The sequence below is a fragment of the Dysgonomonas termitidis genome (assembly GCF_054657735.1).
Genome location: NZ_BAAHYD010000002.1, coordinates 1 through 22,558 on the forward strand (window position 1 = coordinate 1; position 22,558 = coordinate 22,558).

Below are 22,558 nucleotides of genomic sequence, written 5' to 3' on the forward strand. Positions count from 1 at the left end.
CGTCAAGGCGCCGGAAGAGCGGAAGCTTTTCTTCCATTACGACCACGGCTCGAGAGGGCAGAAAGTGGTGATAGAACTGCTGAAAAACTTTAAGGGAGCCGTCCAAAGCGACGCATACGCCGCCTACGGGATATATGAGAACAAGAAGGATGTCTTGTTGCTGGGCTGCTGGGACCATGCCCGCAGACGATTTGAGCAAGCCCTCAAAAATGACCCCGCCCGGTCATCCTTTGCCATGGATCAAATACAGTTGCTTTACCGGTTGGAGAGGCAGTTCAGGGAAACCTGTCATGTTCCCGATCAAATTGCTGTGGAGCGTAAGGCCAAAGCCTATCCCATCCTCAAGGCTTTCGAGCGCTGGCTGCTGGATGAGTATCCGAAGGTATTGCCGCAGTCCCTCATTGGAAAGGCAATCGCTTATACCTACAATATTTATCCCCGCCTGGTGCGCTATGTCATCGACGGAAGATATCAGATATCCAATATCGGTGCCGAGAATGGCCTTAGAGGCCTGGCCGTAGGCAGGAAAAACTATATGTTCTGCGGCAGCCATCAGGCTGCTTACCATGCCGCTATCATTTACTCCCTGCTGGGTACATGCAGGCTGCATGGCGTGAATCCCGAAGCCTGGCTTACGGATGTCCTGAACCGGTTACCTGATACCAAAACGGAAGACCTGCATCTGTTGCTGCCCGGAGCCTGGCTGCCGACGGGCCAACATTAATATAAATCCCTCAAGGGCGGCGATGTTCGCCGTCTGCCACACGAATAAAGTAGAGCCGGACGGTCATGTGACCGGACGGCTCTGTCTATTTTGTATGGATAAGCCCGAGGCTGCTGGCACCTGGATCTATGGACGCAATTCCCCGAACTATTACGTCTGATGAGAGTATTTTCTTTTTGATCTCCAGATAGAGCGGCCTGAGCAGTTCGCAGACCGGCTTAAACCAGCCGTCGAGCGTATTCTTCGATAGTTTTACTCCTAAGTGCTCAAGTTGCCTGACCTGACGGTAGAAGGGAACATGGTATTCATATTTCTGGAGGAGTACCTCCGCCAGCATGGAGGCTCCGGGCATCCCTTTGTATATGGGCATTAACGGTAGAGGAGCGGTCACAACCGTTTTTTCTCCCCTTTCCTCCGCATCCCTGCTGTCCTTGAGCGCGTAAGTGGGCCGTACGGTATCCTTCACATAAAGGTATCCCGGCTTCATTTCCAACGTCCGCGTATGTTCTTCCCCTATCTTGACGTAGTCGTCCAGGTCGATGCCTTCCGGATTGATGATTACGGTGACTACCGGAAGGTCATCCATAACGATCCGGTTCCTGCGTGTTGTTACGGCGGCTTGGGGTCTTGGAACCAGTATCTGCTCTTCCGCTTTTTTACGGGCTTCCTCGATTTCCGCTTCGATCTGCATCAAGCCTCCGTCTTCAAAAGGGAGCATGGGATCACCGTTTATGGGCTTACACTTCTCACTCATCTTGCCGAAGACCTTTTTCTTAAGCCACGCCAATGAAGCGTTTAGTTCGGATATCGTATTTCTGAGTTCCTCGATAGTTTGTGACTGCTGGCGGATAATTTCCATCAGCCCGGCAAGCTGTTCATCGGCGGTTAATATGGGTGGCCGTGCTGCATTATCCGGTGTCATTCCTACCTTTTTCATGTTTGAAAGATAATAAAAATCAGTAGGATATGCAAGGGCTCGGTGACTTATTTTCAGTTGTTTGCCAATGTTTTTTAAGGTCGGTGAGCCGCCTCTGCCTACCTTGACGCGGGTCCTCGTTGATGCCCTGTACCATGACTACCAAATCATTCCATGTCATGGGATAAGACTTGGTTTCCGGGTTGTATGCAGGCAATTTGAAGGTACCTTCTTCGAGCAACTTCTCGTACAGGACGAGACCGCCGCATTCGGCATGGAGTAATTTTATCTTTGTTTTGCGTTTGTTGCAGAAGATGTATACATCCCCGTTCCTTACGTCACCGCCCATCTTTTCCCGGATAAGGCCGCTCAGGCTGAACATACCTTTGCGCATGTCGGTACTGCCCGGGCACAGGAAGTAGCGCATCGAATCGTTCAGGCAGAACATGAGCCGCAAAGTTTGGTGATCAGGCTCAAGGCAGCTTTGCATCCGTTTGGCCCTTTGAACTTCATCTTTATTCCGTTGGGAAGTTCCAGCGATATCTCCGAGTCATCGCTTCCTTTGGTACATTGCTTCTCCGGTTTGCCGGGAAGTGGAGCCGGCCCGGGATGGATCGGGGATAAGATACCGTTATCAATGGATATCGGAGCAAAACCGGCCATGCCGCGGCAGCCCGGCGTTGCCTCGAGTTCTTCATCTGTTATCCGGAAACGGAGCCTCCAGTCGTAGAACTGTGAACGGTTATAACCCTCGTTCCGGCAAAAATCCGTTACTGTTAAGCTACTTTGCCGCTGCCGTAGTAAAATAACGGCGAATTCTTCCCTTGTCATGTATTTTGCCATAACTTCTTTTTGACGCAAAAATACTGCCAAACAAATTGTCATACAATATGTATATGAGCGGTCGCTTACTTTGTATGTAACATCGTAAGTATTCGGTGAACCCTGTCAAGTAGCGTAATAAAAGGTTTCTACCTTTGCAAAAAAAAGAGTTATATGCAAAGTAAGAAATGGACGCTGTCGCAGTTTGAAACGATTTATGCGCGTTATCAGGAAAGCGGCTTAACGCCGAAAGCCTTTTGTTCGAATGAAGGGATACTGACGGACCGGTTCTACGAATGGCGGAAGAAGCTGTTAACAAAAAACGGTGATTTTATCCCGGTCAGGATAAATGACAGGGGACAATTACGGTTACCCGGACGTGATAATCCCCCGCACTGCTCCTGCGATCCGGTACCCAACCAGAGTACTTGCGAGATAGCCTATCCCAATGGGGTCACCGTCCGGCTTAACGGGCCTGTTTCCCCGGAAATGCTGCGCACGCTTATCCTGTTAAACCGTAAGCGACCGCTCAACCACGTTAGTTTAGTGAGCAATATAGCAAAGCATCAATCCGGTATATACCGTAGGGTTCTCTCCCATTGGTTTATACCGGAATAAGTCCATGTGATACATATTTTGCTCTGAATATGGGATCATGATACGATGTTACATACAAAGATGAATATTTTTGACACATTTGACAGGGTTCACCGAATACTTACGTTTGGATATGCCTCTTATTTTATTTGCTGATTTAGTGAGGGATTCGTCTTTCTGAAGTAAGGCTTCCTGTAAGGAAGCGATGGTTCCTTCTATGGATTTGATCGTCGCAGACAGCGTTTCTATCTGGGTTAATAACTGCTTGTTGAATACATTGGCTGCTTCCAATTGTGCCGTCAATATAGCTTCCATCCTGTTTCTTACCATGCCTTAAAGGTACGAAAAAATATGGATATAAGCAAGCCTTAATTCGTTTTATTTAATTGATTATTAAATAGTTAAACGGATAAAAAGCGTGTCCTGTAGCGTTTGCGGAAGCGAACGCTATCTAGGGAGACCCCCGACATGATGAAGCTGAAAGTTTCCCAGGAAAGCTCATAATAGCCTGTAGCCGGATCAATTTTAGGTAGTTCAAAACTGCCCCGTTCAAGGCGCTTGTGGTACAACAGGAAACCGTCGGTATCCCATTTTAATATCTTTACGTTTTGCCGGTTCTGACCAAAGAATATATAGGTATCACCGTTCATTGGTGAGAGCGGGGATTCGGCCTTGATCAGATTGAACAATGCATCAATCCCTTTATTCATACGCACAGGGTGTTGGCACATAAAGTACCTTACATTATCGTTAAGGCCAAACATAGCGTGCTACTTTTCAGGGTGATACAATGAAAGTAATGAGATCAGGCTTTCCGCTGTACATTCCTGCAAAGTCAGATTGACATTATTTGGAAAGGTTATGCTGACACCTATGAGTACACGGTCTGTCATAACAGGATGACTTTGTGGCCTGAACTGGATAAAAGTTTGTTGATCATCATTGGTGATATCCTCGCCTCTCGCCGCCGCCTGAAGCTGCCTCATAAAGATTCCACGACGTTGAGCCCAATCTAAGATTTTTACATATTTAATGTTATTATCCCGGCAATAAGATTTGAATGATAAATACGAATCTTTCTTCAAACATTCTTTATAACCTTCTATAGCTCGCATCTGTAATGATGATTTACTCCTTTCTGAGGAATTCGTTTCCATGATCTTTTATTTGCAAATGTACAGGGCTACGGCATGCGCGTCAAGACGTCTTCGCGGAGACACTTACCGATGTTACATACAAAGATGAATATTTTTGACACATTTGACAGGGTTCACCGAATACTTACGGTCTCCCAGTTCGTAATGGAAGAAGTGCATCCTGTCCAGCACACTGCGGGCTACCCACAGGTATTCCTTTTCCGCCTTATGCTTGTCCTTACTGATGACCGGCAGGACGGTCTCGTCCGCCTGTATGTACCCCGACGAGAGGACAATTTCCCGCACCCTGCCGTACAACGGGCGCAGGGCTTCCCCCAGCCGGCTGAAGCATCCGTTGACCGTGCTTTCGCTCAGGATAACACCCAGGTCTTTCAACTGGCGCAACTGCCGGTGGAACGGTATATGGTAGGTATATTTTTGGATCAGGAGCTCGGCTGCCAGTGTGGAGCCGAACATGCATTTGTAGAGCGGTAAAAGCGGCAACGGAGCTATAACCACTGTTTTCTCACCTTCCCGCGGCAGTTCCAGCTTGTCTTTAAGCGCATACCTGGGACGTATGCGGTCCTTGACATAAAGCTTGCCCGGCTCGAACTCCAGTGTCTTTGTGTGTTCCTCGCCTATGCGCACATACCGGTTCCTGTCCAGGTTTTCCGGCTCGATGATAACTTCCACCACAGGAAGGCCTTCCATCACATCTGTTCGAGGTTTAACGGCTTTTTCTTTGTGGGCAGTGCGGATATTTCAGCGATTTCAGCTGCCGCGGATTCACTTGCCTGTGCCTGCAGCGGCAATTTGAGGTTGAAGCCCTCGAAGTCCAGGCCAAGCTGGTTGGGATCCAGGCGGGACAGCTTCTCTGACTTGCGCCCGAACATCTGACGCATAAACCAGGCCAGGTTGGTATTCAGACGGGCGATCGCTGCGCGCAGGCGCTTCATGTACAAAACCAGACCACCATCCTCGGCATGCAATAATTTAATGATCCGTCTATCCCTGTTGATGAACAGGTTATGTGGTGTACAACATAAAAGATATAAATATCACCGTTCATTGGGCAAAGCGGGGATTCGGACTTGATCAGATTGAACAATGCGTCAATCCCTTTATTCATACGCACAGGGTGCTGGCACATAAAATACCTTACATTATCGTTAAGGCCAAACATAGAATGCTACTTTTCAGGATGATACAATGACAATAACGAAATCAGACTTTCCGACGTACATTCCTGCAAGGTCAGACTGATATTGTTGGGAAAGGTAATGCTGACTCCTTTGAGAGCACTGTTCGCCATAACCGGGTGGCTTTGTGGCCTGAACTGGATAAAGGTTGGCTGACAATTGCCGTTGGCTAGATCTTCACCTCTGGCCTCATCTTGAAGCTGTCTCATATAAATTCCGTGGCGTTGCATCCAGTCTAAGATTTTTTTATAGTTAATGCTATTATCCCGGCAATAGGTTTTGAATGATAAATACGGATCGGTCTTTAAGCATTCTTTATAATCTTTGACAGCTTTCATGTATACTGTTGACAGAGATCTTTCTGAGGAATTATTTTCCATACTTTTTTGTTTGCGAAAGTACAGTGTTACGGTAAGTGCATCAAGGCGTCATCCCGGAGACGCTTACCAGCAGTCCAATAAAAATCCGGTACAAACCAGAGTGATAGAACCCTACGGTATATATCGGATTGATACTTTTAAATTTGAGTATTACACGAACGTAGTTGAGCGGTCGCTTACAATGGTCTAACCGCTTACTATTTATTTTAAGACCAAAATCTTTCCGATAAGATCACCCGTTAAACGTCTTGTCCTTTCCTTCCCTATTCTTTACCGTATAAAACGGTAAAAAATGGCCAGACAACTTATAGCCCGCGGGCAGGTAAATATACAAACCCTGAATGACGCCTACACGATCAACCAGTCGGTAAGCAGTTATGTGTTTGCAGCGGCAAGCAATGGTACGGTACTGAATGCTGTAACCATCGTATCGGCAATAAAAGTAATGAAGGGGGATACGGACTTCACAGCATTTACTATCGGCTCTATAAGCAAGCCGGCGGGATTCTCTGCGGTTACCATAAACAATACGGACAAGACCATCACCTATACGGTTGCGGCCAATACGGCCAACCTTCCCGATAACGGTATCGTTACTATTCCCCTTACCATAGCCGGCATTACTTACAGCCTTTCATTTGCCTGGTCGAAAGCCAAAGCGGGAGCTGCAGGCAAGGACGGTACGGACGCCAACCTGCTGGACTGGGTAGCTGACTGGAATACGAACAAGACCGTTATCGGGGCGAACTCCGTTATTACCCCCAAGATATTCGCCGGGGTAAAAAATGCTAACGGGACATTAACAGGCCTGGCCCTTGGCCGCTTTGCCCTATCGACACTAAACGCATCCGGGCAGGTAGCAACGGAAACGATAGACGGCCTTCATGGATTCAGGGACGGAAAGAAAACATTTTCCATCGATACGACCGGTACAGTCCTTTTAGGCAATGGAAACCAATCAGTCAAATATAATTCCGCGACCGGAAAGATCGAATTCGGTTCCGATGTCAGCCTGAACTGGATTGGAGCCACCTACATAGATAAGGACGGCGTTTTTACAGGAACACTGTCTGCCAATACAGTAAATGCCGTAAAGATCAATGCGACCCAGATAACAGCCGGAACAATCGATGTTGCCCGGTTAAACGTGGATGCCCTGAAAGTCTCCCTTATCACAGCTGCGAATATAGACGCCCTGACACTCAATGTAACCAAAGGCAAGATCGGTGGCTGGAGCATCGATACGGATTCTATATTCAGGGGAACAAAAAACAATACCTCCGGGGCATATACCGGGGCTTCGGGCGCAGTCACCATAGGCTCTAATGGGATTAGAGGTTTTAAGTGGAGGCTGGAATCTACCGGGGCAGGCGCTATAGCCGGGGGAAATATTACCTGGGACGCTTCAGGCAATGTAATATTCGGGTCATCCGTTTCCCTAAGCTGGACCAATGCAGCCGACAGTGCACTGGCTTCGGCTAAAAGCTATGCCGATACAAAGAAAACGGAAGCCATAAGCGCGGCAGCCGTGGATGCGGCCGGTAAAGTAAATGCAGTCGGCATCGGCGGACGGAACCTGATACCCCTTGCAAAAATCGGCGGAACAGCCGATACCGGAAAATTCGGGGACAATACCGGCAGGTATAAGGAAATATCATCAGCGCAATGGAGGATACAGAACTTTACCCAGCCTGAAGCGGGGTATTACTCGGTCAGTTTCTGGGCGAAGGCGGATGTGGCGGGTAAGCTGGGATTCGATATTTGCGACCAGAACAGTAAAACGGCAGACCTTACTACCGCCTGGACGCTTGTAAAATTCGAGAACCTGTATGTCACAAGTTACCTGGCGTCCCCATATTATGGATTTATCGACCTGTACAATGCATCCGGCAGTACGATAGCAACATTGTATATTTCAAACTTTAAGGTAGAATACGGGACAAAATGCACATCCTATACACCCGCGCCGGAAGATACGGACAGTATTATTAATACCGTAAAATCAGTTGCGGATAAAAACCTGGCGGCTCTTGGCGGAACATCATATCCCAGGCTGACCCAGATTTCCGCTACCGGAATATATACCGGTACTGTCAATGCCTCACAGATCACAGCCGGGACGATCGATGCAGCCCGGATCAATACGGATGCACTGAAATCCACCCTGATAACAGCGGCAAATATCGATGCCCTGACACTGAATGTTACCAAAGGCAAGATCGGCGGCTGGACAATAGGCAGCGATACGGTTACAGCGGGTAGCATCGGCAGTGTCGGCGCCGTACCCATCCAGTTGAGGAATTCGACGACTGGCAGCGGCAGTATATATAACGGCGGGATAAAGCTGTACGGTTTATCGATGCTCTGGTACCAGAACCAGAATGCGGGCCATCTTGTTTTCGGACAGGTGGCGGCAAGCGGTACCGGTATCAAAACCAGTTTCTATGGCATCCAGATGATGGCCTGGGATAATACCGAATACTTCTGCCTGTCCGCGAACACAGCCTTATCGGGTTCGAAGGAAGTCTACAACCGGATTGCAGGCTGGGCCTTCGACAACGCTAAGATATGGAAAAACAACGTATCGCTGGGCTCGGACGGTTCCATTACCAACGGCACGAAGTGGAAACTGAATAACGACGGCAGCGGGCAGGTAGCCAGCGGTAATATTTCATGGGATGCCACAGGCAACATTACATTCGGCTCCAGTGTATCACTGAACTGGACAAACGCAGCCAATACCGCCCTTGCATCGGCTAAAACTTATGCCGACACGAAAAAAACAGAAGCCATAAATACGGCGGCCACGGACGCATCCAATAAGGTAAATGCGGTACAGGTAGGGGGCCGTAACCTGCTGCTCAATTCCGGATTCCAGCTTGGCACCGCCAATTGGAGCCTGACAACAAACGTAAGCTATGACAATACGGTTAAATATAACGGCAATTTTTGCATAAAGTCTATCCAGTCCGGCCTGACGGCCGATTCATGGCGCGGGCCGTCCAGTGTCAATCAAAAGTATCCGGTTACCGAAGGGGAAAAGTATGTCGCATCGGTGTATACCATGAGTGACGATATTTCAGCCTTTGACAATTACGCAACCATGGAAGTCGACCTGGTCGATGCCGGCGGCACAAGGAAAATCCATGCAAGCGCCAGGATCGTGCCAACTAAAAATAACGACTGGCAGCGGTTCAGTATTCCTTTTGCAGTTCCGGCAGGGTATGTTTCGGTATATATCTGGGTATACGTTACACGGAACGGGCGGATGTGGATAAACTCCCCGCAACTGGAAAAAGGGAATAAATTAACGGACTGGACCCCGGCGCCGGAAGATGTTACCGCACGGATGACAAAGATCGATGCCAATGGTATCTATACAGGCACGCTGACCGCCGCGCAGGTCAATGCCGTCAGTATCGACGCTTCGAGCATCAAGGCCGGAACACTCTCCGCTGACCGGATAGCTGCCGGAAGCATCAATGCCGCCAAACTGGATGCGGCAAGCATAAAATCCTCCATTATCAATACCGACTACATCAATGGCCTTACCTGTACCTTTGTACGGGGAAAGATCGGAGGTTGGACTATCGGTGCGGATACCATTACCATAGGAAGTATCGGAACGGCAGGTGCTACACCTATACAACTAAGGTCTCTATCCACAGGCTCCGGATATGTATATTCCGGTCAGTACAAACCTTACGGACTGACAATGACATGGCATCAAAGCAGTAACGCGGGGCATTTTGTCTTCGGGCAGGTCATGTCGGCAGGCAATGCGGTCAAAACAGATTTTATCGGTATCCAGATGATGTCCTGGGATCACCTGGAATACTTCTGCCTGTCCGCGAACTATATGAAGTCCGGCGGAAAGGAAATCTATAACCGGATCGCAGGCTGGGCTTTCGATAACGATACCCTTTACAGGGGAACCAGGAACAATACCTCCGGGGCTTATACGGATGCTTCGGGAGCCATCAGCATCGGCTCGAACGGTATCCGCGGGTACAAATGGCGGCTGGAATCGAACGGCTCGGGAGCTGTCGCAGGAGGTAATATCGCCTGGGATGCCTCCGGCAACGTTACCTTCGGTTCCTCCGTATCGCTAAACTGGACGAATGCAGCCAATACCGCCCTTGCATCCGCTAAAACCTATGCCGATACCAAAAAGACGGAAGCAATATCTGCCGCTGCTACGGACGCAACAACCAAAAGTGACGCGGCCAGGGAACTGGCGCAGGCTATGGCTTTCGGCAGGATGCTATACCGCGACCCGACTTTTTACAACGGGAATAACGGTATGAATGTATATAATAATTCGAATAACGGTACGGTTACCATCACCCGGACAAGCGACACGAATGCCCCGAACGACAGCAAACAGGCGCTGGTGATAAAAAATACAGGGACATCGAGCCCCAATTGCGGTGGATTCTACTGGGGAACGGCGACTTCTTACCGCAAGGTATTCATCACCCGGATTATCGCAAAAATACCCGCAGGCAGGAATATTTCGTACCATTCGAACAGCATCGGTACAGGAGGCGTGCAAAAATGGCTGACGCCGGTAGCCGGAACCGGGGACTGGTGCGAATATATCTGCAAGGTATCCTGCGGGACGGACAGTTTTTCGGGCACACATTATTTTGCTGTCACCGGGGCTGTGGGAACCGGGGACGCCCCGGTAGAATGGCGGGTAGCCTACGCGACCGTATTCGATATTACATCCACGGAGAAATACACGACTACCATTGATGCCGGCGGGATTTACACAGGTACGGTTAAAGCGGGGCAGGTACTGGTGGATTCCGCGTTAGTAGTAGGAGGAAGTACCTATAACGGGAGTATATCCGTCAGGGACGCGTCCAATGCCGTCAAGGTCACATTGGACAGGAACGGGATCAATGCCGTCGGCGGGACGATTGCCGGATGGACCATTTCATCCAACCAGATATCGAGGAACAGCGTTATACTCGGCTCGGACGGTTCGATCACGAACGGCACAAAATGGAAGCTGATGAACGACGGCTCGGGACAGGTAGCGGATGGCAATGTCAGCTGGACAGCCGCGGGCGCCGTATCTGTTACGGGAACTATCAACGCGACGGCAGGGACTATCGGGGGATTTGTGATCAGCGGTAACAGGCTGACCAACTCGGCCGGGGATTCCTGTATTTATTTCGATAACCTGAACGGCGCGTCCTATGTCAGGATCAATGAGAGTTCGAGCTACCTGGTCAGCCTGAGGGCGGATTCAGCAAAGACAGCTATCAATATCCAGACCTATGCTTCAGGAGCCAGGGGGATTTCTATTATAGCCAATGCGGGCTCAACATATGCCATCGAGTCCTACGGGCCCCACCAGTTCGGGCAGCGCTCAGGGGAAAATTGGAATGCTCCGGGTGTGTTGTTTTCTGCTTTAGTAAAACGAACCTCTACTTTATATCAACAATGGGGTAATGGTCTAACGGTAACTTCTTTTGAAAGGACCGGGACAGGGTACTTTGTCTGTAAGCATAATCTGGGACATACTCAATATATTGTAGTGACTTCACCATATTGGGACCATAGTTCTAATGGCCACTCAAATTCATATGTTAGAGTAGAATATATTAATGCGTATGATTTTGTGTTAAGAGTCGTAAATGCAGATAATGGAAGTCAGGTGGATACAAATTTCACATTCGCTGTTATCGGAAGAAACAAATGGTAAACAAAAGCACTATTCTTTATAAAAATAAGAAATACAGTAAATCATGAAATTCAGGGAAGTAAAAGAAATGGGTGAAGGCGTCTATGAGTTCTATTGCCAGGGCTGCCGGTGCCGGCATCATGTATGGACCAACAAAGACAGCCGGCCATGCTGGGATTTTAATGGGGATACGGACAGGCCGACCATCTCGCCGTCTATACTGGTGACATATCCCACACCTTCGGGAAACCGGATATGCCATTCCTTTATAAAGGACGGCAGGATACAATACCTGGCCGACTGTTCGCATGAACTGCGGGAACAGACCTTGGAGTTAATCGAAATAAACTCAGCAACCGATGAATCATTAACCATTTAATAAAATACACCAAGATGAATATTACAAGCACAACTGTCATCAGGCACGGAGAGTATCATACAGGCAATGCCGGATACCGCATAGAATATGTTGTACTGGATTCGAAGCTGACCCGTATCCAAGCGAATGTGTATGAACCCATGGACGGTGAAGAAAAATACCTCGGCGTTATTTCCTTTGAGAACGGCGCGGTAAGCTGTTCCCTGCCTGTTCCGGAGAACTGTTCCCTTAAGGATTATTTCGGGGATTTCGAAATAATAATGAATAAAATCGAGGCCGAATCCGAAGGCCGGCCCGGTAAATAATACCGGTTCCGTAAACCTCTTATATCCCGGTATCCTATTCTTAGGAAATATTAAACAGATAAAAAATGGAATTAACGATTAAGGACCGGCTGTATATTCCGGCTATTTTACCGAAAGAAGGAAACTTTTCCCAGTTTAATATCAAGAAGGATATCCTGCGTAAAATTGAGATCTCCGACAAGGAAAGGCATGACACAGGCCTTACCGAGAATAAGGAAACCAAACGTATCGAGTGGAATGTAGAAAAGGACATTCCTTTAAACGTTGAATTCAGCGTGCAGGAACTCGAATATCTGAAACAGGCCTGCGAGCGTATTTCAGATGAGCAGCTCCCGGACGATATGTGGACCGTTGTAGAACGGATATATAATGGAGAGTAATACGTTATGTAAAGCCTTTTTATATACGGCACAAAATAATAAGATAAGTGTTATATGTCCCGTCGTAGTTAAATTGTTATATTACCAAGTGACCGGAAGAATACACAAAACCGGATTGTCCGTATAGACCGGGACAATCCGGTTTTATTTTTATCCGTCACATTTTTTTACATAAAACATTGTGTTTTATTGATTTTTAGTAATTTTGGCATATGGCCGGAACGGCAGCGTGATTTTTTATTCTGATATGCTGGTTGCCATTTTCCGTGATATTACCGGAAATCCGGTGCCGGGTAAAAGTTACAGGTGGCCTGTATGGCGTGACAACATGAAAATATACCAGGCATATTAATCGAAATAGTCAGGCATTACACAATAGTATGTATTTGGAAAACGGAGTTCCGGAACAATGCGTTTTCTGCCGAATATATTTACAAAACTATTTTTTATGATTATTAAATCTCTGAAAACAACCAGATAACCTGTCGCTTACAATAGGTAATGATAAGGACGAAGCGTTAAAAAACATCCGTAAATCCCGGATACAGTCCTTGCCTTCGAATTGATATAATTATTGTAAATTTAAATTTTATGAAAAAGATTTTATTAGTCATGGGGATTTTTTCCCTGATGACCGGGTTGAATGCCTGTAAAGGCAAACAGGAAAAACAGGATGCCGCCGGCGCTGTCGACGCGGCTCATAATTCAAGGAACAGCCTGAACTGGGACGGCGTTTACACGGGCATTACCCCATGCGCCGATTGTCCGGGCATCCGGACAAAGATCGTTTTGAACGGCGATAATACCTATACTGTCAGCAGGGAGTATATGGACAGTAAAGACGCCGTATATAATTATTCGGGATCGTTCGACTGGAGCGAAGACGGCGGTGCTGTCAGCCTGAAGGAGGACGAACGGTCCCCGGCTATCCGGTTTAAGGTCGGCGAAGACGCACTTATTCAGCTGGATATGGAAGGCAACGTCATTACCGGCGACCTGGCCGATAATTACATTTTGGTTAAAGCCGGCCCTGACCTACTGGAAAAACACTGGAAACTGGCAGAACTGTCCGGCAAGCCGGCCGGCTCAGGCAGCCCGAAGGAAGCGTTTATCGTCTTTAAGCAGGACGATAATCAGGTAACAGGCAATATGGGGTGCAACGATACACATGGAACTTACTGGCTGACGGCAAACAACGGGCTTTCTTTTTCACAAATGGCTTCTACCTCGAAGATGTGTCTCAATATGGACGTTGAGGAAAAATTAAAGGGTGTATTTGCAAATACGGAATCCTACACCCTCCGGGGAGACACCCTGGCATTGGAGGGGGAAACCTCCACGTTGGCCCGGTTTGTGGCGGTTACGGAATAGATAAAAAATTTTGACGGATAAGAACGGAGCAACCTGTAATTTAGTTACGGGCTGCTTCTTTTTTTTTGAAGTATTGGCGCTGGCGGCAAGAAAGCGCCAGTCCGGGAACAGGCTTCCGGGAACCGTTTGCCTTCCTGTTCATATCATCAGCCAATCCATTACAGGTATACGCAGGCCTTTTCATAAAATCCCCGACGCTTCCATAAACAGATAAAACTTTTCATCGTACTATGTTCTACTCTTTAATAGAGTGAATTGTCCCCCGCGCTCTGTGTACGGGGATATTTTTTAACACAAGCTTTTATGTCCAGACAAGATATTCATGTAGACGCTATATACGGTGAATGCAGTGTAACAGATAACTTAACCACTAAATTCATTTGTCCTTTCTTTTTCATTGACTATGTTGAAGGGGAGGACAATGACAATTACTGCTATGGGGAGATAACCGTCCCTAAAGATTATATACACGTGGCCGGCGACAATAAAAGCATCTATACCCATATTGAGTACACGCCTGTCTATAAGCAGTTACGGGTCAGATTCAAATTGGATATTCCGGATATAATACCGGAATACATTATAAACAAATCCGACAATACGGTCTGGTTTCCCGTAAAAATAGAGAAAAATGATACGGAACCTTCTCCGGTATATATTGCCGGGCTGTTGCAATTAAATGATAAGGGTCACTACAATCTCCGGTTCGCAAACGGATACCTGGCTATATACAGCGCGAATGAAACCGACTTCGAGATAAAGGCTTCCCTGAAGCAAAACGAAGTATTCCTGCTCAAGGCTTTTGCGGGGAACTTATACCAACACCCGACCACAGGCGTAGGCCTGATCGAGTTCCTGCACGGGAACTTTGAAAACTCAGGACTCGCCCAGAAGCTGCAACAGGAGTTTGAAAACGACAATATGATTATCAATAATGCGTATATGGATTCTTCCACAGGAGAATTATATATGGAAATAACGGAGAAAAATGGGTAAATATACAGTCACTACCGGCCAGAACCTGTTTGATGTGGCCCTCCATATATACGGTTCTATTGAAGGCATCATCGACCTGATGATGAATAATCCGGAACTGTCCCTTGCCGGAACATTAAAATCCGGGGATGAGCTGTTATTTTCCGATGATTATATTATCGACGCGAATGTTGTAGCTTACAATAAGATGAATAATATTATTCCGGCCAACGGGGAACGCCATGTCTATTACAAGGCAAGCGCCTATCCGCTTTTGATTGAACTATTTGTAGAATATACAGAGACAAGCGTTTCTTTTAGTATTTCCGGCAACGGGAATATGGAAATCGACTGGGGTGATAATTCCGGTATGGAAACCTATCCCCTGCAATATAAATCCCGTGACATATATCATGCTTTTGACAATACAATTCCGGATAAGCGAAAAATCCGTTTGTACGGGGATTTTTCTATTTATGAGATAAACCTGAGCGGACTGAAAACAAAACATATCTATGTATTCCGTCCGGTTTACTGCGAAAAGCTGGTCTTGAATTCACTAAACATAGACATACGGTTTATATCGTTGTTCCCTGACCTGCTGAAACTGGATTTGCAGGGTATCCGTACAGAAACCCTGATGCCGCTTATTGACTGTAAAAACCTGATGGAGATTGACCTCCATGGGGCAAAAATAAAGAAAGGAGTTGTGGATGAATACCTTATTGCCTTAGTAAAAAAGCATTATGGGCGCAGAAATTGTACAATAATCCTGACAGTTGAACCTACAGGGGAATATAAGGAACCGGAAAGGGATGAAAATTCCAATTACAGGATTACTTCAGGTATGGAAGCCGTCTGGCTCTTATGCAACGAACCGGCATGGAATGAGGCCGGATACTGGAAATTTATTATAAACGGCAATATATACACGACTGATAATGGCCAGGACAATTAAGGAAATATACAATGAATCCGTCCGGGAACGCAACAAGCGGCTGGAATTGTCGGAATTTTCCAACGACTCGAAACTTTCCGTTATGAACGGGCTTACATGGGCGTTCGCGGCGGTGATATATAGTTTCGAAGTATTGCTGGATGTCTTTGCCATCGATATTTCCAATGCGATCAACAGCCGGATAAACGGAACACCCGATTATTATGCGAACGCGTTGCTGCAATACCAGAAAGGGGATATTGTGAAGGTCAGGGAGGACGGGCTGGCATTCGGATACGAAGTAATTGACGGGACGAAACGGATCATTACCCAGGTTTCATATTCCGAGAGTACTAATAATGCGAACCTCGATAATAAACTGATACTGAAAGTAGCTACAGGGGAGAAAGGAAAGCTATCCGCCATCTCCCCGGAAGACCTGCTGATGGTCAACGCCTATATCAGCCGGATCAAGTTCGCGGGCACACGGGTAGAAGTGACCAGCCTGAAGGGGGATGTCCTTATTCCCCGCGTTACCGTTTATTATGACGGGGCCGTTCTGGAATCAGAGATATATGATTCGATCGATAAGGCATTGAATGAATATATAATGGATATTGAGTTCAACGCGGGAATCTATGTTTCGAAAGCGCTTGAAACCATTCGTAAAGTAGCCCATGTCACCGATGTACATATCGATGGCAAGGCAGTACCGGAACAGGGTATTTTTGTCGCGTGTTATGACACTGACGGCCATATCGGGCAGTCGGAGAAAATAGGCAGGGTGATATATACAAGCTCCGGATATATCAAAGAATCTACTTGTAAGGAAGAAGAAGCGAACCTGCCAAACTTCAGGCAGAGTATAAAACTGGTAATCGACAGGGGATGAGATATAAATTACCGGCAGACAGGATGGCTAACCGGCTGACGCCCCACTTCCTGGCGGGAAGGAGGTATATTTTGTTTTTGCAAAGCCTGCTTTATCCCCTGCAGGCTCTGAATGAGAGGTTTATCCTGTTTGCAAGGGAAAAGCATATCGAAGCCAGGATGACCAGCCAGACCGTCTATCTCGAATGGTACCTGAACCATAAGTTCAAAAAATACCTGGCAGATCCGGAAGACCGGATTTATATAAAAGAGAGCGGTACAGCCGGAGTCGATATATATCACGAAGGAGCCGGAGGGAAACCTTATACCCTCTGGAAAGAGGGTGAGGCCGTCAATACTCCCGATGAACGGGAAAACCCCAGGGAATTTTATTATTTATCCGAAGAAAAAGCAGTTAACAAAGTAAGCTTTACCGTATGTGTTCCCGGTATACATATAGAAGAGCGGGAGTTCGTTTATATGCTGTCCTATATCGTAAACAGGTACAAGCTTGCCGGGAAAACGTACCTGATAAAGATCGACTCGAAAGAGATTGAACCGAATACAAAAATAACAACATGAAAGAATACATCGCGGAAACAGGCGGACGGTATACCTATACGGATGACTTTTTAAACCTGCAGGAACTGACATTAAGCCTGACTTCCCTGTTTGAAGGCTGTTCCAATTTTATAATCAGCGGATGTGAAGTTTCCGGGAATGATATATCCGGGGGCTATGTGTGGCTAAATAAAAAAATCCGCCGTTTCGCAGGAGCGAAAACCGTGGGTTTTCCCTATTTCATTTATGAAGCCAACCATTATGATACGGTAACTTATGCCAACGAAGTAAATAAAAAAGGGAGGGTAAACTACCTGTGTTCGGGAGGCGCCGCGGTTCCCGGAAATACGGACGGGATGACCGGACGGGTTCCCGAATTTATTGAAATAAAGAAAGACTATGCGCCGCGGCTTACCGATAAGTTCTTCGGCCGGTATGCTGTCCTGCTGGAAACTCCTTTTTCAAAACAAACAATAAAGAAAGAGCTTTCCATCGCCGGAAAGCTCACAGGAGAAAAAGAGATAGAATCCAAATCAGCCTTGTCTGTCGCCAACGGTGATAACGGATACGCTATTAAAAGCATTGTTAAAAGTACGGGTGACGGTTCAGTAGGCGTATACCTGAATGGGTTACCGGTTAACGAGCTTATTATACATACGGACGGCTCATTCAGCTTTTATAAGCAGGACAGGCTGCTGGGACAACTGTCGGAGAACGGATTCAGTTATGTTGCCTCCTATTCGCAGATATCCAGGAGCGGATCGATATTGGTTACAGGTACGGACATCATAAATTCAGAAGACAATACCGATGACGGGACGGTAAATATAAATTATAGCGGTTATAAACAGGGAAACACGAAATACCGGAACTTTAATGTATATAACGGGAAATCGGCATCCGTACCCTTGTTTCAGGTTATAGGAAAAGACGGTTGTATTAGGGCAAACGGAATCCTGCAAATCCAAAGCAACGGGTCAGGCGTAGATATAACCAATCCCGGATACCTGAAGACAAACAGTCAACTGACTAATTCAATTAAATGGACGGATAGCGCATCTGAAATGATCGCATTTATCGGATTTTATGAAACCAATAATTTCGACCTGTCTTTACGGAATATCATCGGCAATATAAAAATACAGCCTGCCGCATATGTCGATATAACAGGGGAGTTAAGGGTAAACGGCATCAGTATAGACAGTACGTATGCGACAAAAGCCCTGCTTACCGCCGGACTGAATAAGAAGGTCGATGCAATTACCGGTAAGCAGCTTTCCACGGAAGATTTCACTACGGAATATAAAAGCAAACTCGATTCGATAAGCAAGGGAATTATCGGTGAGAACGGAAATGGCTTTATTTCGGCAAATGATATAAACGAGGCCTTAAAAAAGAACCTTACGATAGAAAAGAACCTTTCGGACCTGGCAGATAAAAACGCGGCAAGGATAAACCTGGATATATACTCGAAGGCCGAAAGCAAAACCATTTTCCTTCAGAAAGCAAATGGTTTGCTTGAACTGGTTAATCTGACGGCAGATGAAATTAATGGACTGACACCCGAACAGGCGGCAGAACTGAAGGCAAATAAACAGGCTGCTATCAGGAATAATATCGACGCGGAAAAGAAAGGCGCCGGGGATTCAAAGCTGGCAAAGTCAGCCAACCTGTCCGACCTGCCGGATAAAAGCCGGGCAAGGGCAAATATAGGCGTTTATTCGGTTGAAGAGACAGACGCAAAACTGGGAGGGTATCTTCCTGTTGCCGAAAGATATACCGGGGCTGTATTTACACCGGAACATAAAACCAAACTCGAAGCGATTAAGACCGGGATATTTGCAGGAATCGACAATGAAGGCAAGGCCATATCCCAGGCGGAAGGTTATGTCCTGACAAGCGGCGTGGTAAAGGAGCTGGGCAAGAAGGCGAACCTGCTCCTGGATGGCTATAACGATTCCCAGAAAAAAACAATTGCTACGAATATCGGAGTATATATAAAATCCGAATCGGATGCAAAATATGCATCGGTAGAGGAATTATTCCAGGATTTTATAACCTTCCTCGTCAAACAAGGTAAAAATACGATGGAAGCGCAAAAGATACTCCGGGATAAACTGGATGCACCGGGTAATTCGGATGTAAATAACAATTATCTGCGGAAAGACGGGAAACTTAGCGACCTGATGTTGACTAATGCAGATGCCAAAAAACTTGCCTGCCGGGCAATAGGCGCCGCCTATGCCGAGGAATACGAGACAAAGGTAAAAGATACCGGATGGCTGCAGATGTCCAACTCCGGCTCCGGGACAGACACCCGGCGTTTGTTTGTCAGGCAGATAGGGAATGTGGTTTGTATACAGGGAGTCATTAATACCGGGAAACGGGATGGCGGTAACTGGGGCGGCACTGTAGCCATTATTCCCAATACGGTTTCACCACCGCAGCATGGGGTACGGTTTACGGCCTGTGATTTTAATGACGACCATAAATACAACAGGGGATGCTCTTTTATACTGAATGGAAACAGCAGGAACATTTTGCTTTATGAGAGCGGATGGAACAATATCGACACAAATATTAATTTTACATATATGGTATAGCCATGGGAAAGAAAATAAACATACAGAGGGATCTGGAAAGCAGAAGAGGTATATCGGAAAATAACGCTATGCCAAAGTTTTATGTAGAACCGGAAAAACAGGAAAAAGATGCCGAAAGCGAAATTATACAGGAAAAAGAGACAGACCAGGAGGTCGGACAAGAGGCGGTTCCGAAAAGAAGAAGGCCGTCCAAAGGGAACGCATAAACGGTACCTGTTTGAAGAGACACGGCTGGGTTTTATGCTTAAGTATGAAGCCCCGGTCGTATTTGATATCATAATGAAGATGACACCTAAGCCGATGCTTGGGGAGCCTCCCTTATTGTTGGTTAAAACTGTCTGCCGGAATTCAGAAGATCCTTCTTTCAGGAAAAAGAAATTCACGCGTTACCTGGATGAATATGCACGGCTGGGCTTATATTGTAAAAGGCCGAAGAAGCTCAGCCCGGAAAGAACCGCTTATTATACATCTATAAGGAAGAAAAAGCTGGAAGCGTATGTAAATAAGAACAAAGAACAGATAGCCGTTTTATTGGAAAATGCCAGAAAAAACAGATAGGACCGCCCAATAGGATGAAACAACAAAATGGTGATGAAATTTTCTGTTCAAGGTGATCCCTCGTAATATCAACCTGCCCTGAAGTTTATAATATAATCAGATGATGATAAAGGGCTATATAACGCAAACATCCCCAAGAGAGCATTTTCTTCTGCATCTTTGAGGATGTTTGTAATATACACGCCGGAAAGGATTCGTATCCACCTTACTTTCCTTTATTATTCATCCTGTACGAAAGAGCACCTGACGGACAACTGTTTATCTGCCCGATCAGTTGTTCCGTTGTCGCGTTAGCAGGTTTTACCCATGGCCTTTCCTTCGGGTTATATACTTCGGGCAACATCTTTACGCAAATACCCGCATGCCGGCATATTCCGGGTTTCCAGACTATCGTCAATTCCCCGTTAGTGTATTCAACAATCTTTTCCTTTTCCATTGTTTTATCGTTTTTTTAGTGATATATTGATCTTGTAGCTTTCCTTTAGAAATTGATTCCTTTCATTACGATTCGCCTCCAATCCGGATGTTTCTTTATATATCCGGCGATAAACGGGCAGAGCGGAACCAGGGACAGGCCCTTGCTTTCTATATCCGCGAGTACCTTTTCTGCTAGCTGGCTGCCTATTCCCTGTCCTTCCAGGGCAACCGGTACTTCCGTATGCGTCAGGTAAATCTCGCCGTTGTCAGTCCTGAGATACTCGACCAGGGGCATATGTTTGCCAATGTGGAACTCATACCTGCTTTCTTCTGCATTGTCAATTAACTGATAGTTTTCCATTTTTAGTTTTTTAAGTTTCTGCTATTAAATAAAATATTCGGTATTATGCATTGTTTAATTCTGCCGTTCGTGCTTTCTTTTTTCTCCTGACAGCTGTAATTTCGTAAATGCTGATAAATACAAAAACCGAGGCGGCCAATGCGTTCAGCGCTAACAGGTTCAGGTAATGGCAGAAAGGTATAGCCAGTAATAAAACCGCTATCCCGGCAATATGCGATTTTGGAATTATTCTACAACTCAGCCATTTATAAGCCATGTTTGCAGCCAGGTATATGACAGGCCCTATTATAACCATGGCAACCGCTCCGAAAGTTATGTGGCCCAATGCGTGATTGATCACCAGTTCGTCACCGACCGCGCTCATGATCAACGCGCCTATCAGGATGACATGGATGGCGTGGTACTTGAGTCCCAGCATCCCGGGGTCATCTACCTTTTGTATTTTTTCCGCCCCGGCTTCACTGCTGGCATCGAAATACACCCACCACATAGCCAGGCTGCCAATTACAGATGTTATAGCTGCAAGTATGACAGGGACTGTCCATTCCCCGGCTTCGCTGAGCGATGCTCCCGTCATCAGAATAGTTTCACCGAAAGCGATAATAACGAACAACTGGCACCTTTCGGTCAGGTGGTGTCCGTCGATCGTCCATTCTCTGGACGAGTCGGATTTACCCAGAAAGGGCAGGTAGAAACCGAACATGGGGGAAGTATAATCGCATAAGACTGCTATGATCCATAAAGCGATCCGGATATGCCCTTCTTCGATAGCCCCGGCTATCCAGAATACGGATGAAATAATGAACCAACCGAGTATCCGGGTATAGTTAGGCGCCAGTTCATGCTTTCGTCCCAGCATAAACAGTATGGAAACAGTGCGTCCCAGTTGCGTGGCCACATAGCCCAGGGCGAAGACCAAACCCCGTTCTGCAAAAGCTTCGGGAATAGCCGCCGCGATAACCAGCCCGGCCAGCATCAATACAAACAGTAATATGCGTATGTTCCGTGTATCGGGATTGAACCAGTTCGTCATCCAAGTGGTATGCTGCCATCCCAGCCATACGGCAAACCAGAGTACCGCGCTTTGGATAAATCCCGTCCAGTCGAGGTGATGCAGCAGGGAATGCGAAATCTGCGTGACGGCGAAGACATAGATCAGGTCGAATAGCAATTCGGCGAAAGAAACTGAAGCAATCCCCTGTCCGCGCTTACGGAGCAGGGAATGTGCCGAACCGGCAGGATGGTTCCCGGGAATGGCGTTTTTCATATATGGCCCCGTTTTATCCTGCTAATTTAGATAAAATCAGCGGATTACAGCTATATAGGAGTGTTTTTTTACAGGATATAGCAGGATGCCGTTAAACTTTTAGAG

Annotated in this window: 27 protein-coding genes; 14 read left to right on the forward strand and 13 right to left on the reverse strand. The window is 46.7% G+C overall.

The window, feature by feature from the left end:
• The coding region (gene tnpC, locus ACYQ3L_RS04410; protein WP_459952349.1) for an IS66 family transposase at positions 1 to 724 on the forward strand (724 nt) is incomplete at its 5' end.
• Between the two features lie 85 nt (positions 725 to 809).
• On the opposite strand, the gene ACYQ3L_RS04415 is transcribed toward tnpC, so the two are convergent.
• From ACYQ3L_RS04415 to tnpA (ACYQ3L_RS04425), 3 genes are read right to left on the reverse strand one after another with little or no spacing between them, the layout of a single operon-like run.
• On the reverse strand, positions 810 to 1,661 hold the full coding sequence (locus ACYQ3L_RS04415; RefSeq protein ID WP_459952350.1) for an IS66 family transposase: 852 nt from the start codon (positions 1,659 to 1,661) through the stop codon (positions 810 to 812).
• Positions 1,662 to 1,680: 19 nt separating this feature from the next.
• Positions 1,681 to 2,088 carry an IS66 family insertion sequence element accessory protein TnpB gene (gene tnpB / locus ACYQ3L_RS04420; RefSeq protein WP_379993516.1) on the reverse strand — a complete coding sequence of 136 codons (408 nt, stop codon included), beginning with the start codon at positions 2,086 to 2,088 and terminating at the stop codon, positions 1,681 to 1,683.
• Complete coding sequence (gene tnpA, locus ACYQ3L_RS04425; protein ID WP_379993515.1) at positions 2,076 to 2,483, reverse strand: IS66 family insertion sequence element accessory protein TnpA; 408 nt, start codon at positions 2,481 to 2,483, stop codon at positions 2,076 to 2,078. Before tnpA (ACYQ3L_RS04425) ends, tnpB (ACYQ3L_RS04420) begins: the two co-directional genes overlap by 13 nt.
• Positions 2,484 to 2,636: 153 nt before the next feature.
• Here tnpA (ACYQ3L_RS04425) and tnpA (ACYQ3L_RS04430) point away from each other — a divergent pair, with 153 nt between their 5' ends.
• Complete coding sequence (gene tnpA / locus ACYQ3L_RS04430) at positions 2,637 to 3,080, forward strand: IS66 family insertion sequence element accessory protein TnpA (protein ID WP_379993514.1); 444 nt, start codon at positions 2,637 to 2,639, stop codon at positions 3,078 to 3,080.
• A 48-nt stretch (positions 3,081 to 3,128) separates the two neighbouring features.
• On the opposite strand, the gene ACYQ3L_RS04435 is transcribed toward tnpA (ACYQ3L_RS04430), so the two are convergent.
• The 6 genes from ACYQ3L_RS04435 to ACYQ3L_RS04465 all read right to left on the reverse strand — a co-directional run bounded on the left by ACYQ3L_RS04435 (position 3,129) and on the right by ACYQ3L_RS04465 (position 5,774).
• Positions 3,129 to 3,389, reverse strand: a complete 261-nt coding sequence (locus ACYQ3L_RS04435; protein ID WP_379993513.1) for a hypothetical protein — start codon at positions 3,387 to 3,389, stop codon at positions 3,129 to 3,131.
• A gap of 71 nt (positions 3,390 to 3,460) precedes the next feature.
• The gene (gene tnpB / locus ACYQ3L_RS04440) at positions 3,461 to 3,823 is read right to left on the reverse strand and encodes an IS66 family insertion sequence element accessory protein TnpB (RefSeq protein WP_459952351.1); all 363 of its coding nucleotides are present in this window, start codon (positions 3,821 to 3,823) and stop codon (positions 3,461 to 3,463) included.
• A gap of 6 nt (positions 3,824 to 3,829) precedes the next feature.
• Positions 3,830 to 4,216: a hypothetical protein gene (locus ACYQ3L_RS04445; RefSeq protein ID WP_379993512.1), complete on the reverse strand. Its 387-nt coding sequence runs from the start codon at positions 4,214 to 4,216 to the stop codon at positions 3,830 to 3,832.
• Between the two features lie 72 nt (positions 4,217 to 4,288).
• Positions 4,289 to 4,906 (reverse strand): IS66 family transposase, encoded by a 618-nt coding sequence (locus ACYQ3L_RS04450; protein ID WP_379993520.1) that lies wholly within the window; start codon positions 4,904 to 4,906, stop codon positions 4,289 to 4,291.
• Positions 4,906 to 5,184 (reverse strand): transposase domain-containing protein, encoded by a 279-nt coding sequence (locus ACYQ3L_RS04455; RefSeq protein ID WP_465251899.1) that lies wholly within the window; start codon positions 5,182 to 5,184, stop codon positions 4,906 to 4,908. The genes ACYQ3L_RS04450 and ACYQ3L_RS04455 overlap by 1 nt, the downstream gene beginning before the upstream one ends.
• A gap of 200 nt (positions 5,185 to 5,384) precedes the next feature.
• Entirely contained in the window at positions 5,385 to 5,774 is a 390-nt protein-coding gene (locus ACYQ3L_RS04465) for a hypothetical protein (protein ID WP_379993511.1), read from the reverse strand.
• A gap of 292 nt (positions 5,775 to 6,066) precedes the next feature.
• On the opposite strand from ACYQ3L_RS04465, the gene ACYQ3L_RS04470 reads away from it, so the two are divergent.
• The 5 genes from ACYQ3L_RS04470 (at position 6,067) to ACYQ3L_RS04490 (ending at position 13,904) form a co-directional block, all read left to right on the forward strand.
• A complete protein-coding gene (locus ACYQ3L_RS04470; RefSeq protein ID WP_379993510.1) occupies positions 6,067 to 11,490 on the forward strand; it encodes a hypothetical protein in 5,424 nt (1,807 codons plus the stop codon).
• A 43-nt stretch (positions 11,491 to 11,533) separates the two neighbouring features.
• On the forward strand, positions 11,534 to 11,848 hold the full coding sequence (locus ACYQ3L_RS04475; RefSeq protein WP_379993509.1) for a ubiquitination-like system serine protease family protein: 315 nt from the start codon (positions 11,534 to 11,536) through the stop codon (positions 11,846 to 11,848).
• Positions 11,849 to 11,862: 14 nt separating this feature from the next.
• A complete protein-coding gene (locus ACYQ3L_RS04480) occupies positions 11,863 to 12,153 on the forward strand; it encodes a hypothetical protein (protein ID WP_379993508.1) in 291 nt (96 codons plus the stop codon).
• A gap of 65 nt (positions 12,154 to 12,218) precedes the next feature.
• A complete protein-coding gene (locus ACYQ3L_RS04485) occupies positions 12,219 to 12,533 on the forward strand; it encodes an RNA-binding protein (RefSeq protein WP_379993507.1) in 315 nt (104 codons plus the stop codon).
• Positions 12,534 to 13,124: 591 nt separating this feature from the next.
• Positions 13,125 to 13,904: a copper resistance protein NlpE N-terminal domain-containing protein gene (locus ACYQ3L_RS04490; protein WP_379993506.1), complete on the forward strand. Its 780-nt coding sequence runs from the start codon at positions 13,125 to 13,127 to the stop codon at positions 13,902 to 13,904.
• Between the two features lie 40 nt (positions 13,905 to 13,944).
• Here the strand turns inward: ACYQ3L_RS04490 and ACYQ3L_RS04495 are convergent, their stop codons facing one another.
• On the reverse strand, positions 13,945 to 14,088 hold the full coding sequence (locus tag ACYQ3L_RS04495) for a hypothetical protein (RefSeq protein ID WP_379993505.1): 144 nt from the start codon (positions 14,086 to 14,088) through the stop codon (positions 13,945 to 13,947).
• A 119-nt stretch (positions 14,089 to 14,207) separates the two neighbouring features.
• Here ACYQ3L_RS04495 and ACYQ3L_RS04500 point away from each other — a divergent pair, with 119 nt between their 5' ends.
• From ACYQ3L_RS04500 to ACYQ3L_RS04530, 7 genes are read left to right on the forward strand one after another with little or no spacing between them, the layout of a single operon-like run.
• Positions 14,208 to 14,900 carry a hypothetical protein gene (locus tag ACYQ3L_RS04500; protein ID WP_379993504.1) on the forward strand — a complete coding sequence of 231 codons (693 nt, stop codon included), beginning with the start codon at positions 14,208 to 14,210 and terminating at the stop codon, positions 14,898 to 14,900.
• On the forward strand, positions 14,893 to 15,837 hold the full coding sequence (locus ACYQ3L_RS04505) for a hypothetical protein (RefSeq protein WP_379993503.1): 945 nt from the start codon (positions 14,893 to 14,895) through the stop codon (positions 15,835 to 15,837). The genes ACYQ3L_RS04500 and ACYQ3L_RS04505 overlap by 8 nt, the downstream gene beginning before the upstream one ends.
• Complete coding sequence (locus tag ACYQ3L_RS04510; protein ID WP_379993502.1) at positions 15,821 to 16,708, forward strand: hypothetical protein; 888 nt, start codon at positions 15,821 to 15,823, stop codon at positions 16,706 to 16,708. The genes ACYQ3L_RS04505 and ACYQ3L_RS04510 overlap by 17 nt, the downstream gene beginning before the upstream one ends.
• Positions 16,705 to 17,268 carry a hypothetical protein gene (locus tag ACYQ3L_RS04515; protein ID WP_379993501.1) on the forward strand — a complete coding sequence of 188 codons (564 nt, stop codon included), beginning with the start codon at positions 16,705 to 16,707 and terminating at the stop codon, positions 17,266 to 17,268. Before ACYQ3L_RS04510 ends, ACYQ3L_RS04515 begins: the two co-directional genes overlap by 4 nt.
• Entirely contained in the window at positions 17,265 to 19,850 is a 2,586-nt protein-coding gene (locus ACYQ3L_RS04520; RefSeq protein WP_379993500.1) for a hypothetical protein, read from the forward strand. The genes ACYQ3L_RS04515 and ACYQ3L_RS04520 overlap by 4 nt, the downstream gene beginning before the upstream one ends.
• Positions 19,851 to 19,852: 2 nt before the next feature.
• Complete coding sequence (locus ACYQ3L_RS04525; RefSeq protein ID WP_379993499.1) at positions 19,853 to 20,056, forward strand: hypothetical protein; 204 nt, start codon at positions 19,853 to 19,855, stop codon at positions 20,054 to 20,056.
• A gap of 34 nt (positions 20,057 to 20,090) precedes the next feature.
• Positions 20,091 to 20,408: a hypothetical protein gene (locus ACYQ3L_RS04530; RefSeq protein WP_379993498.1), complete on the forward strand. Its 318-nt coding sequence runs from the start codon at positions 20,091 to 20,093 to the stop codon at positions 20,406 to 20,408.
• Between the two features lie 205 nt (positions 20,409 to 20,613).
• Here ACYQ3L_RS04530 and ACYQ3L_RS04535 read toward each other — a convergent pair whose 3' ends face one another.
• Genes ACYQ3L_RS04535 through ACYQ3L_RS04545 form a run of 3 tightly spaced genes read right to left on the reverse strand, consistent with a single transcriptional unit; the run spans position 20,614 to position 22,453 of the window.
• A complete protein-coding gene (locus tag ACYQ3L_RS04535; protein ID WP_379993497.1) occupies positions 20,614 to 20,844 on the reverse strand; it encodes a (4Fe-4S)-binding protein in 231 nt (76 codons plus the stop codon).
• A gap of 45 nt (positions 20,845 to 20,889) precedes the next feature.
• Positions 20,890 to 21,186, reverse strand: coding sequence for a GNAT family N-acetyltransferase (locus ACYQ3L_RS04540; RefSeq protein WP_379993496.1), 297 nt, complete (start codon positions 21,184 to 21,186; stop codon positions 20,890 to 20,892).
• Between the two features lie 43 nt (positions 21,187 to 21,229).
• Complete coding sequence (locus tag ACYQ3L_RS04545) at positions 21,230 to 22,453, reverse strand: low temperature requirement protein A (protein WP_379993495.1); 1,224 nt, start codon at positions 22,451 to 22,453, stop codon at positions 21,230 to 21,232.
• Between the last annotated feature and the right edge of the window lie 105 nt (positions 22,454 to 22,558).

What these genes read in the sequence shown, in the direction of transcription:
- ACYQ3L_RS04415 (WP_459952350.1), bottom strand. Translation starts at nt 1,661, where the DNA reads ATGAAAAAGGTAGGAATGACACCGGATAATGCAGCACGGCCACCCATA.
- tnpB (WP_379993516.1), bottom strand. Translation starts at nt 2,088, where the DNA reads ATGTTCTGCCTGAACGATTCGATGCGCTACTTCCTGTGCCCGGGCAGT.
- tnpA (WP_379993515.1), bottom strand. Translation starts at nt 2,483, where the DNA reads ATGGCAAAATACATGACAAGGGAAGAATTCGCCGTTATTTTACTACGG.
- tnpA (WP_379993514.1), top strand. Translation starts at nt 2,637, where the DNA reads ATGCAAAGTAAGAAATGGACGCTGTCGCAGTTTGAAACGATTTATGCG.
- ACYQ3L_RS04435 (WP_379993513.1), bottom strand. Translation starts at nt 3,389, where the DNA reads ATGGTAAGAAACAGGATGGAAGCTATATTGACGGCACAATTGGAAGCA.
- tnpB (WP_459952351.1), bottom strand. Translation starts at nt 3,823, where the DNA reads ATGTTTGGCCTTAACGATAATGTAAGGTACTTTATGTGCCAACACCCT.
- ACYQ3L_RS04445 (WP_379993512.1), bottom strand. Translation starts at nt 4,216, where the DNA reads ATGGAAACGAATTCCTCAGAAAGGAGTAAATCATCATTACAGATGCGA.
- ACYQ3L_RS04450 (WP_379993520.1), bottom strand. Translation starts at nt 4,906, where the DNA reads ATGGAAGGCCTTCCTGTGGTGGAAGTTATCATCGAGCCGGAAAACCTG.
- ACYQ3L_RS04465 (WP_379993511.1), bottom strand. Translation starts at nt 5,774, where the DNA reads ATGGAAAATAATTCCTCAGAAAGATCTCTGTCAACAGTATACATGAAA.
- ACYQ3L_RS04470 (WP_379993510.1), top strand. Translation starts at nt 6,067, where the DNA reads ATGGCCAGACAACTTATAGCCCGCGGGCAGGTAAATATACAAACCCTG.
- ACYQ3L_RS04475 (WP_379993509.1), top strand. Translation starts at nt 11,534, where the DNA reads ATGAAATTCAGGGAAGTAAAAGAAATGGGTGAAGGCGTCTATGAGTTC.
- ACYQ3L_RS04480 (WP_379993508.1), top strand. Translation starts at nt 11,863, where the DNA reads ATGAATATTACAAGCACAACTGTCATCAGGCACGGAGAGTATCATACA.
- ACYQ3L_RS04485 (WP_379993507.1), top strand. Translation starts at nt 12,219, where the DNA reads ATGGAATTAACGATTAAGGACCGGCTGTATATTCCGGCTATTTTACCG.
- ACYQ3L_RS04490 (WP_379993506.1), top strand. Translation starts at nt 13,125, where the DNA reads ATGAAAAAGATTTTATTAGTCATGGGGATTTTTTCCCTGATGACCGGG.
- ACYQ3L_RS04495 (WP_379993505.1), bottom strand. Translation starts at nt 14,088, where the DNA reads ATGAAAAGGCCTGCGTATACCTGTAATGGATTGGCTGATGATATGAAC.
- ACYQ3L_RS04500 (WP_379993504.1), top strand. Translation starts at nt 14,208, where the DNA reads ATGTCCAGACAAGATATTCATGTAGACGCTATATACGGTGAATGCAGT.
- ACYQ3L_RS04505 (WP_379993503.1), top strand. Translation starts at nt 14,893, where the DNA reads ATGGGTAAATATACAGTCACTACCGGCCAGAACCTGTTTGATGTGGCC.
- ACYQ3L_RS04510 (WP_379993502.1), top strand. Translation starts at nt 15,821, where the DNA reads ATGGCCAGGACAATTAAGGAAATATACAATGAATCCGTCCGGGAACGC.
- ACYQ3L_RS04515 (WP_379993501.1), top strand. Translation starts at nt 16,705, where the DNA reads ATGAGATATAAATTACCGGCAGACAGGATGGCTAACCGGCTGACGCCC.
- ACYQ3L_RS04520 (WP_379993500.1), top strand. Translation starts at nt 17,265, where the DNA reads ATGAAAGAATACATCGCGGAAACAGGCGGACGGTATACCTATACGGAT.
- ACYQ3L_RS04525 (WP_379993499.1), top strand. Translation starts at nt 19,853, where the DNA reads ATGGGAAAGAAAATAAACATACAGAGGGATCTGGAAAGCAGAAGAGGT.
- ACYQ3L_RS04530 (WP_379993498.1), top strand. Translation starts at nt 20,091, where the DNA reads ATGCTTAAGTATGAAGCCCCGGTCGTATTTGATATCATAATGAAGATG.
- ACYQ3L_RS04535 (WP_379993497.1), bottom strand. Translation starts at nt 20,844, where the DNA reads ATGGAAAAGGAAAAGATTGTTGAATACACTAACGGGGAATTGACGATA.
- ACYQ3L_RS04540 (WP_379993496.1), bottom strand. Translation starts at nt 21,186, where the DNA reads ATGGAAAACTATCAGTTAATTGACAATGCAGAAGAAAGCAGGTATGAG.
- ACYQ3L_RS04545 (WP_379993495.1), bottom strand. Translation starts at nt 22,453, where the DNA reads ATGAAAAACGCCATTCCCGGGAACCATCCTGCCGGTTCGGCACATTCC.